Below are 12,792 nucleotides of genomic sequence, written 5' to 3' on the forward strand. Positions count from 1 at the left end.
TGAACCAGCCCGGTTAGAAACCGGAGTGTAGGGCTCCAGTCACTGCGACGCCCCCGAATCACTCGAACTGCCGGCTGTCGCATCATTGCTTGGGGTTGCCGTTTGGCTGCTAGCAGCACTGGCAGAAGATGCGCTGCTATGATTCAACCAACTTTGATAGTCGCGATACTCACCTTTCATCTCGACATAATAAGTCGGCTGCAGATCAACCACCTGCTGATCATTACTGCTGCCGATCCACTGATAGCCAATCAGAATATCCGTAATCTGACTCGCCCGGTAACCTGCCGCCACCAACTGATCCACGATAGTAGCAGTTGCCGGCAAGGTTTGCGCCGGCTGGTTCGTTGGAATCGGCACCGTCAAATTGGTATTGGAAAAATTAATCTCCTCGGACGTTTGGGTGTACCGAACTCTCACGTCGCCTTTTTGATCGGCATTAAAAATCGGGAACCCTTGCGCATACGTTTTATAAATGACAGAACCGCGACTCGCATCATACTGGAAATACCGCATGCTGGACAGATTCGTCATCTGCAAGGCACTAAGCCCTTTGAATGTTGCATGGAAGAAATTAGCTAGGCCATTATTGGGAAAGGCTGCCGCATAATTTTCAAACTCAATGGCCCCGGTCGTCGAATCAGCGGTCATCCGGCGGGTCGATCCGGCCGTATACAGCGTACTATCACCAATTTCACGGGCATCCACATTGCTGGCTGTCTTAGACGGCATCAACAAGGAAACATAATAATTGGCACTTTGTTGATCCATCAAATACGCATACGGCTGCAACTTAATCGGCTGGGTGAAAAAGGCAACCTCATTACCGCTCAACCGTTTTTCTTCAATTGGGAAAGCCTTGGTGGAGCGCTTTTTAACAAGATTTTCTAACTGCCCTGTCGTCACATTCGTTAGCTTCGCTTCATAAACCGTGCGCGTTGCGTCATTAATGAACGTCAGACGATTAGCACCGGTCTCCAGATTCAACAGGATGCGATTAAAATGAAAGTCTGATGACTTGAGGTTTGGCTGTTTGTTGAAATACCACTGTTCAAACTGCTTAAAGCTCATCACATCTTGGTAAATCAGCTGTAAACTGTCGTCCTGCTGCAAATAATTGTCATAGTTAGTCGAAGAAACCTTGCCAATCGTTTTGATTTTCGTCATGTGCCAATCAGCCATAGTTTGGCGTACCTGGCGACTCATATTGGCATTGGCTTCCATCAGCAACTGCTTCTGCCCGCCATGCGTGTAGTAAACCTGATTCGGCAGATAAATAGTGCCTTCCAGTTTTTTAACGTTCGGATCGTTCTCAGTCGTCACCTGCACATTCGATGTGTTCCGCCGCTCCTGCCGTGAAGGGTTCCGCCAAATTAGCGACGTGAAGACGAAGCTCAAGATGACCATGGCAATCAGGCTAACCCGCAAAATCCAATTACTAAGCTTCATCCCAGTCATCCCCTCCGTCTGTGATCGGTTCGTAAGGCAATGAAATATAGAAGGTACTGCCGCGACCCTCTTGGGAATCAACCCAGATGCGGCCATGCAAGGCTTCAACAACTTCCTTGGAAATCGCCAAACCTAAGCCGGTACCGCCTTGTTTGCGTGAGCGCGCCTTGTCGACCCGATAGAAGCGGTCGAAAATTTTGCCCAGATCCTGGCGCGGAATACCCAGACCCTGGTCGCTGATGGACAAAATCACGTGGTCATGCGTCTGGAACAGCCGAGCCGTGATCACACCGCCATCCGGACTGTACTTAATCGCGTTATTCATAATGTTATCGATCACTTGCATGAACTTATCGGTATCAATTTCAACCCAAAGATCTTCATTGGTAATTTCCCGTTTAATCGAATAGCGTTTCTTATGGCCATCAGGCTGCGGCAACGGCTGGGCAGTTCGCGCCTCACCAGTGTGTTCGTTGTCGGTCTTGAGCATCATGTCAAAGCGATCCAGTACATAATTGAAGAATTCGTTGAGATTAACGGTCTCCAGATTAAATTTACTGGTGCCGGAATCCAGTCGGGACAGGCTCAGCAAGTCGTTAATCATCCGAATCATGCGATCTGTTTCCTCTTGGGTCACGTTCAGAAAACGCGGTGCCAACTTCGGATCTTTCCAGGCCCCATCACTCAGAGCTTCAATGTAACTGCGTACCGACGTCAGCGGCGTCCGCAACTCGTGCGAGACATTCGAGACAAATTCCTTCCGATCGCGATCAATCTTTTGCTGCTCGGTAACATCATGCAAAACCGCAACTAAGCCGGAAATAAAGCCAGTTTCGCGTTGAATCAGGCTAAAATCCACCCGCAAAATCAGGTCATGATCCATTTTTTCTGAAAAATCGAGTAACAACTCGGTTTGGTGTTCCAGTAAATCACGTAAGGTGTAATCCTTGGCAATATTGAGCAGTTTCAAAATCGAGACGCCGATGACATCCTCATTTTTGGTGTTGAGGAAGTTTAAGGCCGTCTGGTTGATGATAATGACGTTACCACGGCGATCCGTCGCAATCACGCCATCGGTCATATGCGCCAGCACACTGTCCAAGCGCCGGCGCTCCGCCTCAGATGCTTCCTGGGCTTCTTCAACCCGGACACTCAGATTATTGACCGCAACTGCCAACTGACCGAGTTCATCCTGCCCATAAATCCGTACTTGCCCGGAATAGTCACCGCGGGCCATGCGAATCGCCTGCTTCTTCATTTCGTCGATCGGCCGGGTAATCGCCCGGCTAATGACAATCGAAAGCAGTGTACCCAGTAAACCGGCAACCAAACTGGAGATCAGGAAAATGCCGACAATCTTATTGATGCTGTCATAGGCCTGTTCCATGGATGCCGAAATCGCAATCGCGCCGATGACCGAGTTGTTGTCACCGGTGGCATTCGGATTCTTAATTGGAATCACTTTGTAATAAGTCGAACCGGTTCGATCGCGATACTCATAACCTTCATACTGTTGGCCTGAGTACAGCGTATTTTTAATGTTGGAATTAGCCGACTTCTGGCCTACATTGGTCTGGGCATTAATGTCACTGTCGCCGCGAATCGTCCCTTTTGAATCCACCACTTGTAAATCAGCTGAGTTGGCAATATCTGCTTGGCTCAGCGTGCTTTTGATATCATCATTGGCATTATCCGTATCAGTGCGCAACAAATCCGCGGCCAGTTTATCCTGAATATAGCTGTCCACGTTCACGCTTGTTTTAAACTGATCGATGTTTTGTTGCTCCAGGGTCTTCACAAAATAGGCCCCGATCATTTCCAGCGTCACGACCAGCAAAAGAATAAAGACGATCGCGATTTTAAAATGAATCGACTGAAAGAAGCGAATCTTTTTATTCAACAGTGCTGTTCCTAATTATTCAGCATCCGGATTCCGCAAATAATAGCCAACGCCGCGCCGGGTCACCAGCCATTCCGGATGGGACGGATTATCCTCGATTTTTTCGCGCAACCGCCGAACGGTCACGTCAACTGTCCGGACATCACCAAAATAATCGTAACCCCAGACGGTTTGCAGTAAATGTTCCCGGGTCATGACCTGACCCAAATGGCGCGCTAAATAGTGCAGCAATTCAAACTCGCGGTGCGTCAGTTCGATATTTTCGCCACGTTTCGAAACCGCATAGGCATCCGGATGAATCGTCAGATCGCCGACTTGCAGTTCACGATTGGCCTCATCCTCTTCGTTATTGGCGGCACTTGATGCTGAGGTTCGCCGCAAATTGGCTTTCACGCGCGCAACCAGCTCACGGTTGGAAAATGGTTTGGTGACATAATCATCCGCACCAAGTTCCAGTCCCAAGACCTTATCAATTTCGGAATCTTTTGCAGTCAGCATAATAATCGGTGTGTCATGTTCTTTACGAATTTGTCGGGCGACTTCAAGCCCATCGATTTTCGGTAACATCAGGTCAAGTAAAATCAAATCGGGTGATTCTGATTCAACTTTCTTTAAGGCTTCTTCGCCATCATAAGCGGTTACGACATCGTAACCTTCTTTATCCAAATTAAACTTGACGATATCTGAGATCGGCTTCTCATCGTCAACGACCAAGATTTTTTTCGCCATCATCGGCCCTCCTTGGTTTAATATACTCTTCTATAGTATAACGGTTTTGTAAGACGAGTGCGACCCGCCTGCTGTGAGGCAGCGGCAACTCGCGTCAAAGCCGCTTCTGTCGCTTGTTTTGCCCTATTTTTAAATTTCGCAAAAGTTGACGTCTGCCCCTTGTTTCGGGCGGTATGCGCCGCCTCACGCTCACCATAACGCGTTCCCTCGGCGCAGAAGTCTGCGTGTAAGGACCTTGGTCGCAATGGCCTAAGCCCGGACCATCACGCCCAAGGCCACTTACACTCCGGTTTCTAACCAGGCTGGCTCACGCTCACTTTCTTTAACGCGTTCCCCAGCGCAGAAGTCTGCGTGTAAGGACCTTGGTCGCAATGGCCTAAGCCCGGGCCATCACGCCCAAGGCCGCTTACACTCCGACTTCTAACCGCGCCGGCTCACGCTCACTTTCTTTAGGAGGTTCCCTATGTTCTTCTATCACAACGATCTAAAACTCTACTATCACAAAAGCGGGCACGGGCCGGCGATTGTTCTATTGCATGGCAATGGTGAGGATCACACGATTTTTAGCGACTTGATCACTTACCTTGCGCCGCATTATACCGTGATTGCGCTTGATAGTCGTGACCACGGCCAGAGCGCCCGCACGGATCAGCTTAGTTATGATGCCATGACCGAAGATGTCGCCGCGTTGATCAGCGAGTTGGCGCTGCAACGGCCGATCATTCTTGGGTTTTCGGATGGCGGCATTGTCGCGTTGCTGTTGGCGATTCGCCATCCGAAGTTAGTGGGTGCCTTGATTGTAGCCGGTGCCAACCTGACGCCTCAAGGGTTGCGGTGGTATTCCCGGATTCTTTTTCGGATTGCTGCCGGGCACCGACCTTCGCCTAAGCTTGCCATGATGCTTCACGAACCGCAAATTACGCCAGCTATGCTGCACACCATCACCGTGCCGACGCTGGTGCTGGCCGGCAGTCGCGACCTGATTGCCCGCAAAGAGACTTTCACGATTGCGACGCATATTCAAAATGCCGAATTGCACATTCTTCCAGGTGAAACCCACAACTCCTACATTCGCGATAATACCAAGCTTTGGCACCTCATTTCCCCGTTCCTGGCTGGGCTCGGGCAACTGACTAAAAATGAATTAATTTTGCATATTTAACATTTTCCTTGCATATTCATTTAAATGAGTATATATTCATTCCATAATCATTAGCGAGGAGTGAGTCATATGCGGGGAATCAAACATTGGGCAGTTGCCATCATTGCACTTTTAGCCATGCTCATTGGCTTCACCGTTCAGCAACCGACACCAACCGTAGCTGCCGGCGATGATCTGGCAGCGATCCAAAAGCGCGGCTATCTGATCGTTGGCCTGTCTGCCGATTATGCCCCCTTGGAGTTCCATGCGACATTGAATGGGGCCGATACCATTGTCGGCGCGGATATTTCCATGTCCAAACAGATCGCCAAGGATATGGGCGTGAAACTGCAAATCAAAGAAATGAACTTCACCGCCCTGATTGGTGCGCTGAAAACCGGCAAAATCGATTTGATTGTCTCCGGTATGTCCAAAACGCCGGAACGGGAAAAAGAAGTTAGTTTCTCGCAACCATACCTATACGAAACTCAGGTTATGGTGATTCGCAAAGCCGACAAAGCCAAGTACAAATCAATCGCCGACTTTTCCGGCAAACGGGTTGGCGCGCAGAAACAAACCACGCAGGAGCAATTAGCCAAAACCCAACTGCCTGGTGCAAAGGTCACAAGTCTCGACAAGGCCAATGACGTCATCGCCCAGATTTCTTACAACAAACTGGACGCCGGCGTCATGGCAAGCACCATTGCCGATTCATATGTGGCCCGTACGCCGAGCCTAATGATGTTGGATCCGCATTTTGCCACTGACAAAGCGCCGACTGCTATTGCGGTTAACAAGCAGTCGCCGGCACTCCTTGCGCAGGTCAACAAGACCATCAGCAAGGTCAAAGGTACCAAGTATAAGCAGTATTTGCAGGCGGCTTACAAACTGCAGGATCAGAACCAGGGTTTTTGGGCTAAATACGGAAACTACTTCATCCGCGGCGCGATTTATACCTTGATTTTCGCGGCGTTAACCGTCTTCTTCGGCACCATCATCGGTACCTTGCTGGCGTTGATAAAGCTTAGCCGCAACTGGCTCGCCAAAGCCGTTGCCAATGTTTACATTGAATTCATTCGGGGCACGCCATTACTGGTCCAAGCGTTCATTGTTTTCTTCGGCACCCAGATTCTCGGTCTTGACCTCAGCGCCTTCATTGCCGGTGCCATCGCCATGGCCATCAACTCCGGCGCGTATGTTGCCGAGATCATCCGGGGCGGGATCAACTCTGTCCCGGTTGGCCAAACCGAAGCGGCCCGTTCGCTGGGGCTGCACCAACGCCAGGCGATGCGCTACGTGATTTTGCCGCAAGCCATGAAGAACATCTGGCCCGCCCTCGGGAACGAATTTGTCACCGATATCAAGGAAAGTTCAGTGCTGTCCGTCATCGGCGCAACCGAATTAATGTTTGAAGGCACGGTCGTTCAAGGCGCTTCGTTCAAGCCGTTCCTACCGCTGGTGGTCGTCGCCATCTTCTACTTCATCATGACCTTCACCTTGTCGCGTTTGTTACGTTTAATCGAAAAACGGTTTAACTAAAATAAAAAAGGAGATATTCACACATGACAGAAAAAATTGTATTAGCTTACTCAGGCGGTCTTGACACATCCGTTGCGATTCCTTGGTTGATGGATAAAGGATACGAGGTCATCGCCGTGGTTTTAAACGTCGGCCAGCCGGATGCCGATTTTGACGCGATTCAGCAAAAGGCGCTTAAAGTCGGGGCGATTGATTCAATCGTCGTTGATGCACAAGACGAATTTGCCGATCACTATGTCGCGCCGGTCATCAAGGCTAATGCATTATATGAAGGTGACTATCCCCTTGTCTCAGCGTTATCCCGTCCGCTGATCATCGAGCATCTAGTTAAAATTGCCCACCAGCAAAACGCCACGGCCATCGCCCACGGTTCAACCGGCAAAGGCAATGATCAGGTCCGTTTTGAAGCGGCAATTCACGCCTTGGATCCCGATATGAAAATCGAAGCACCGATTCGCGATTTTCACTGGTCACGCGAAGAAGAAATCGACTACGCAAAAGAGCACAACGTTCCGGTACCGATCGGCAAAGCATCCCCCTATTCCATTGATGCCAATCTCTGGGGTCGCGCCAATGAAGCCGGTATTCTCGAGAATCCTTGGAATCAGGCGCCTGATGATGCTTGGGGCATGACCGTCGCTCCAGAAGAAGCCCCTGACGAACCAACTTTTCTTGATCTGACCTTCGAACAGGGTGTGCCGGTCGCCTTAAATGACGAGCACATGCCGCTGGCCGCTATGATCAAAAAACTTAATCAAATTGCCGGCGCAAACGGCATCGGTCGGATTGACAAAATCGAAAACCGGCTTGTGGGCATCAAGTCCCGCGAAGTTTACGAAGCCCCGGCCGCTGCCGTCATCATGGCCGCCCACCACGACTTAGAAAACCTGACGCTTGAACGCGATGTGCAACACTTCAAGCCAACGATCGAAAACAAACTCACGAACATGATTTACGAAGCCCAATGGATTTCACCTTTGTTCGACGCCTTAATGGCCTTCATCGATCAGACGCAAGCGGTTGTCAACGGAACGGTCAAAATGAAACTCTACAAAGGCAATGCTGTCGCTGTTGCCCGCAAGTCCGCACATAACTCACTCTATGACGAAGATCTGGCCACCTACACCAGCGCCGACTCCTTCGATCAGGAAGCAGCAGCCGGCTTCATCAAACTCTGGACTTTGCCGACCACCGTTTTCGAGCAGGTCAACCACGTTCACTCCGAGGAAAAGCAACATGACTGATAAGCTATGGGGCGGGCGTTTCACCGAAAAAGCCGCGCACTGGGTCGATGCTTTCGGCGCCTCCATCGGTTTTGACCAACAAATGGCCAAAGAAGATCTGGAAGGTTCCTTGGCCCACGTCAAAATGTTAGGGAAAACCGGCATCATCCCGCAAACCGATGCAGACAAAATTACTGCCGGCCTGCACCATCTGAAAAAAGAACTGGCCGCCGGGAAGTTGCATTTTACCGTGGAAAATGAAGACATCCACCTCAATATGGAGGCTTTGCTCACAGCCGAAATCGGCCCGGTTGCCGGCAAGCTGCACACGGCACGTTCACGCAATGACCAGGTTGCCACCGATTTGCACCTCTGGCTCAAGCATCGCCTGCCGGAAATCAAAGAAGCCTTGACCAATTTACAAACGGTTTTGGTCGGTCAAGCCAAAGTCCACGCCGCCACGATCATGCCCGGCTACACCCACATGCAGCACGCTCAGCCGATCACCTATGGCCATTATTTGTTGGCGTATTTCGAAATGTTCCAGCGTGACTGGGAACGTTTTGACTTTACCCAAAAGCACACCGACATTTTGCCATTAGGTGCGGCCGCGCTCGCTGGCACCACCTTTCTGATTGATCGCACGTTGGTCGCCAAGGAACTTGGCTTTGATCAGCTGTACCACAACAGTCTGGACGCCGTATCCGACCGGGACTTCGCGCTTGAATTCCTCAGCAACAGTGCCATTTTGATGCAACATCTAAGTAGGATGGCCGAAGAACTGATCTTGTGGTCCACATTTGAGTTTAACTACATCGAACTCGGCGATGATTTTTCCACTGGCAGTTCGATTATGCCGCAAAAGAAAAACCCGGACTTTGCCGAACTTATTCGCGGCAAAACCGGGCGGGTGTATGGTGCTCTAATGGGACTGCTCACCACTATGAAGGCGATCCCACTGGCCTATAACAAGGACATGCAGGAAGACAAGGAGCCGATTTTTGACACCTACAACACCATTCTCGGTTCGCTGCATATTTTCACCGGCATGCTAAGCGATCTCACCGTGCACGAAAAGCGCATGGCCGAAGCCACCACGCATGACTTCAGCAACGCGACCGAACTCGCCGACTATCTGGCCACAAAAGGCGTTCCTTTCCGCCAGGCACATGCCATCGTCGGCGAACTCGTGCTAAAAGGCATCAAATCCGGCACCGCCCTGCAGGAAATGCCACTAAGCGAGCTCCAGCAGGCCGCACCGCAAATCGAAAACGACGTCTACGCCGAGCTCACCTCCAAAGCCGCCGTCAATCGCCGCACGTCACTAGGCGGCACCGCCGTCAGCAACGTCTTGAAAGAGGTGGCCCGGGATGAAAAAATCATTGCGGCACATGAGGAGGAGCAAGCGGCGCAATGAGTTGTCACATGACTTTTATTTTTAAATAAGCACGATACAGCGGGCTCAGGCAATTAACTCTCTGCCGCGCCAAACTCCGCAATCTCCGGCGGGGACTGGGCTGGAACGTGGTGGGCACGACTTTGAGCCTCTGCAAAACCGGCAGAGTCTCAAAGCTCGGCCTTGTACTACGCCGGGAAGACCGCCCGGCTAGTACAATCTCACCACTGAGCCCGTCCCCGCCTACGATTGCTCCGCTTTGGCACTAAAATCTTAAGACTTCTGACGAATTGTCCATGACGAAACAAATGGCGAGCAAAAAATTCCTCCATTGGAATTGATGTTCGCCATTTTCTTATGGTTGTGGATTAGGTCACATCCTCATTTTTATACTGTTGCCGCAAGTTATGACTAAAAGCCTTTGCTTCAATCACTCAGTTCATGCTTCTCCAACACAAACGTCGACCAAGGTTTAACCAAATCCAAAAAGCCGAGGTCGTCCGCACAGATGCGGCCGATCCGATTCCGCTGGCCGTCATCCTTAAATGGAGCCAAAACGATTTGCAGCTCGCCTTTGTACCGGCCATAAGCCGAATTCACCACCAGGATATCCCCGCGCTCGAATGCTTGATCGTTGTCATGAGCGGAGATGTCTACCGCACTGTACGTGATGCGCGGCTGGGTATCCCGCAGCAGATAGGCTGAAGCATCCCCGCGATAAAGATGCGGCGCAGCAAAGGCAATTTTCCCCTCAGTTGGCGTCATGCTAGCCAGCATATCGGCATGCAGCACCGGATACGGCGTCAAAAAGTTTGCGGCGACTGCTTTAAGTTCCGCCTCACTGGCAAAGGCGTTGCCGATGATCACATCGTCAATTTGACCCGTCAACACCAAATGGCTGGTTTGACCGGCAATATCCCGATGCCGATCACTTTCCATCGTCGGCAGGCCGTCATGAATCGGCCACGGCCCGATTTTTCCGTCAGCCGAGGACACAAATGCCGCTGTGTGCAGCCCGTAATGGCGGTATTGCTGCGAATATTCGGTGAAAATGGCATCGCTCAATCCGGTGAAGGCTTGCGGATAAAAGTTATGGCAGCCGATTAGGTTTTCGCGATCGGGATCATAGGACATGATACTCGCCAGATAATTGGTCCCCCGGCTCATATTCAGTTCGATTTTTAAGCCATAAGGATTGTGCGTCATCCGTGCTTCTTCTGCCCCAGTGAAGCCTTCATCCAGCCGCAGTCCCCAAACATGGAGGTTATCGAAAAAATTTAGATCATCATAACTGATCTTCAGTTCCTTGAACAATGCCGGATTGATATCCACGATCGTCTTAAACCCAAGCTGGTTAGCATAATCAATCGTTTGGCTAAACTTCGCCAACAAATCCTCCCCGTCTTCGCCCAAAAGCTGCAAGAGCGAGGTGAATAGACGACTATAACCATAATGATGGGCCAGATCGAGATAAGCTTTGTTCGCCTCGAAACTGCTTTGATCCGGATAAAGCGAGATGCCTAATCGTCTCATTTCACAAAAATCCCTTCTTAGCTAAAATATTGTGCAGCCATTTGGCGCGACATCTTTTTAAAGCGATGCTTACGTTGCCAGTTTAATAAAAACCCGGCTGTGCGATTATTAGCTTTGCCTTTAGCGGTTTTACCCTCAATTGTTTCAGTATAGTGCAGCATTGTCTTGTGATCACCGAGATCGCGTAATTGATAATCCACCTGATAATGATCGCGATCGGTGTCAAGCTCATACGCGTAACGCTGATTGGCGATGGCATGTGTGATCGTCAGCTTCCCGGTCATGCCATTGGCCCACTTTTTCTGGTACGTGAAGCCATCCAGACTGCCTGGCAGAACTTCATGGCCGGTGTGCGTCTTGATATCCGCCTGCACGGACCGAATCAGCTGGCCGTACATGAACGACGCCGGCACTTTGAACATCATTTGAATTTCCAATTAAAAATCACCTCTCTGAGCACCGTGACGTGTCTGTTAAATCAATCATCAATTTGCGCGGGTTTGATACGGTTGGCGGCTTTGACAAATGGCACGTAGATTAAGAAGCCGACCACCATGTTAACCAGCTGCAAGACTACTGACCGCCAGTCCATGGTTGCCACTAAAGCATTTATAAATGGCGGCAAGGACCAAACAATTTGCGCTTTAATTGGTGAGACGAGCCCATTGACAACAGCACCATAAGCGATTGAGACCATCACGACCGGCGCCAAAATGAACGGAATGAAGTAAATCGGATCAAGCACGATTGGCATCCCGAACATGACCGGCTCGTTAACGTTAAAGAAGCCCGGCGCAATGGACAACTTAGCCACTGCCCGCTGATCGTCACGTTTTGAAAACATCAGGATGGCGATTAACAGCAGCAATGTTGAACCGGCGCCACCAATCCAAGCATACAGATCAAAGGAGTTACGGGTCTATAAATATGGTAGATCTTGCCCTTTTGAGAATGCGTTGATGTTGGCAATTTGAGCCGTCAACCAGATACTATCAAGCACCGGCCCCAACACATTGGTACCGTGAATCCCGAAGAACCAGAAAACCTGAACCAAAATGGTCATCAGTAACACGGCACCATAGCCTTGGCTCAAGCCCAACAACGGTTCCTGCAAGACTTTAGCAATAAATTCGATCACCGTGGTACCAAACTGGGTGAACAGATAGTTGATGATACCAACGGCGTAAAGCGCAACTGCGGCAGGTACAATACCGGTGAAAGCATTGGCGACAGCCGGGGAAACCGAATCCGGCATTTTAATCGTGATGTGCTTTTTCATCAACCAGATATAAATCGTTGCCGCAATGGCGCCCATCAGCATGACGGTGAAGAAACCGTATGCGCCAAAGAATTTACCAAAGTTGAAGAAGCCCCACATGCTGACATCTTTACCGGAAACAACGGCGCCAGCATCGGTCAGAGTTTTAACAGCCCCTTTTGCCAAGCCGGCTTTCAACGTCAGGGTAAAGTTTTGCGGCAAGCTCATAATGAACGTGCCCAGCGTCACGATCCCTGCCGTCACCGGTTCGACCTTATATTGAACCGCCAGTTGGTAACCAAACGTAAACGAGAAAATCAACCCGAGAATTGCCAACGTTCCTGTCCAAACAACCGCGTTAATCCCGATCAGCCACTGCATCGAATTAACGAATCCGGTCCAGCCGAATTGCGTCGGAATATCCCGAATCAATGCATTCAACACAGTAGAAATCGCTCCAGCCATCATCGCCGGCATGATGGCAATAAAAGCATCACGCAAAGCGACAAGCCAGCGAATCGACCCGATCCGCGCCGCGATTGGAACAACATGTTTATTGAGCCAATTGATAAGCTTATTCATTATTTACACCCCTCAAATTTTTTGAGCGTGAGCCAGTCCCGG

General features: G+C 50.3%; 9 protein-coding genes and 1 pseudogene. 4 read left to right on the forward strand and 6 right to left on the reverse strand.

Annotated elements, in window-relative coordinates; all coding sequences use genetic code 11:
- Positions 1–39: 39 nt before the first annotated feature.
- From LBCZ_RS13195 to yycF, 3 genes are read right to left on the reverse strand one after another with little or no spacing between them, the layout of a single operon-like run.
- On the reverse strand, positions 40–1,449 hold the full coding sequence (locus tag LBCZ_RS13195; RefSeq protein WP_025013144.1) for a YycH family regulatory protein: 1,410 nt from the start codon (positions 1,447–1,449) through the stop codon (positions 40–42).
- The gene (gene walK, locus LBCZ_RS13200; protein WP_025013145.1) at positions 1,439–3,349 is read right to left on the reverse strand and encodes a cell wall metabolism sensor histidine kinase WalK; all 1,911 of its coding nucleotides are present in this window, start codon (positions 3,347–3,349) and stop codon (positions 1,439–1,441) included. The genes LBCZ_RS13195 and walK overlap by 11 nt, the downstream gene beginning before the upstream one ends.
- A 15-nt stretch (positions 3,350–3,364) precedes the next feature.
- Positions 3,365–4,078 carry a response regulator YycF gene (gene yycF / locus LBCZ_RS13205; RefSeq protein WP_039639854.1) on the reverse strand — a complete coding sequence of 238 codons (714 nt, stop codon included), beginning with the start codon at positions 4,076–4,078 and terminating at the stop codon, positions 3,365–3,367.
- Between the two features lie 463 nt (positions 4,079–4,541).
- Between yycF and LBCZ_RS13210 the strand changes: the two genes are divergently transcribed.
- From LBCZ_RS13210 to argH, 4 genes are all read left to right on the forward strand, one after another.
- Complete coding sequence (locus LBCZ_RS13210; protein ID WP_025013146.1) at positions 4,542–5,240, forward strand: alpha/beta fold hydrolase; 699 nt, start codon at positions 4,542–4,544, stop codon at positions 5,238–5,240.
- A 69-nt stretch (positions 5,241–5,309) separates the two neighbouring features.
- Complete coding sequence (locus tag LBCZ_RS13215) at positions 5,310–6,758, forward strand: ABC transporter substrate-binding protein/permease (RefSeq protein ID WP_039639852.1); 1,449 nt, start codon at positions 5,310–5,312, stop codon at positions 6,756–6,758.
- A gap of 23 nt (positions 6,759–6,781) precedes the next feature.
- Positions 6,782–8,002, forward strand: coding sequence for an argininosuccinate synthase (locus LBCZ_RS13220; RefSeq protein ID WP_010490507.1), 1,221 nt, complete (start codon positions 6,782–6,784; stop codon positions 8,000–8,002).
- Positions 7,995–9,398, forward strand: coding sequence for an argininosuccinate lyase (gene argH, locus LBCZ_RS13225; RefSeq protein WP_039639850.1), 1,404 nt, complete (start codon positions 7,995–7,997; stop codon positions 9,396–9,398). The genes LBCZ_RS13220 and argH overlap by 8 nt, the downstream gene beginning before the upstream one ends.
- A gap of 405 nt (positions 9,399–9,803) precedes the next feature.
- Here the strand turns inward: argH and LBCZ_RS13230 are convergent, their stop codons facing one another.
- The 3 genes and pseudogenes from LBCZ_RS13230 to LBCZ_RS13240 form a co-directional block, all read right to left on the reverse strand.
- Positions 9,804–10,910, reverse strand: coding sequence for a DUF871 domain-containing protein (locus LBCZ_RS13230; protein WP_025013147.1), 1,107 nt, complete (start codon positions 10,908–10,910; stop codon positions 9,804–9,806).
- Positions 10,911–10,927: 17 nt separating this feature from the next.
- Positions 10,928–11,347: a DUF3284 domain-containing protein gene (locus LBCZ_RS13235; RefSeq protein ID WP_025013148.1), complete on the reverse strand. Its 420-nt coding sequence runs from the start codon at positions 11,345–11,347 to the stop codon at positions 10,928–10,930.
- A 41-nt stretch (positions 11,348–11,388) separates the two neighbouring features.
- Positions 11,389–12,750: pseudogene (locus LBCZ_RS13240) on the reverse strand (PTS sugar transporter subunit IIC).
- Between the last annotated feature and the right edge of the window lie 42 nt (positions 12,751–12,792).

It is taken from the genome of Lacticaseibacillus casei DSM 20011 = JCM 1134 = ATCC 393 (assembly GCF_000829055.1).
In the GTDB taxonomy this organism is placed as follows: Bacteria; Bacillota; Bacilli; order Lactobacillales; family Lactobacillaceae; genus Lacticaseibacillus; species Lacticaseibacillus casei.

What these genes read in the sequence shown, in the direction of transcription:
- LBCZ_RS13195 (WP_025013144.1), bottom strand. Translation starts at nt 1,449, where the DNA reads ATGAAGCTTAGTAATTGGATTTTGCGGGTTAGCCTGATTGCCATGGTC.
- yycF (WP_039639854.1), bottom strand. Translation starts at nt 4,078, where the DNA reads ATGGCGAAAAAAATCTTGGTCGTTGACGATGAGAAGCCGATCTCAGAT.
- LBCZ_RS13210 (WP_025013146.1), top strand. Translation starts at nt 4,542, where the DNA reads ATGTTCTTCTATCACAACGATCTAAAACTCTACTATCACAAAAGCGGG.
- LBCZ_RS13215 (WP_039639852.1), top strand. Translation starts at nt 5,310, where the DNA reads ATGCGGGGAATCAAACATTGGGCAGTTGCCATCATTGCACTTTTAGCC.
- LBCZ_RS13220 (WP_010490507.1), top strand. Translation starts at nt 6,782, where the DNA reads ATGACAGAAAAAATTGTATTAGCTTACTCAGGCGGTCTTGACACATCC.
- argH (WP_039639850.1), top strand. Translation starts at nt 7,995, where the DNA reads ATGACTGATAAGCTATGGGGCGGGCGTTTCACCGAAAAAGCCGCGCAC.
- LBCZ_RS13230 (WP_025013147.1), bottom strand. Translation starts at nt 10,910, where the DNA reads ATGAGACGATTAGGCATCTCGCTTTATCCGGATCAAAGCAGTTTCGAG.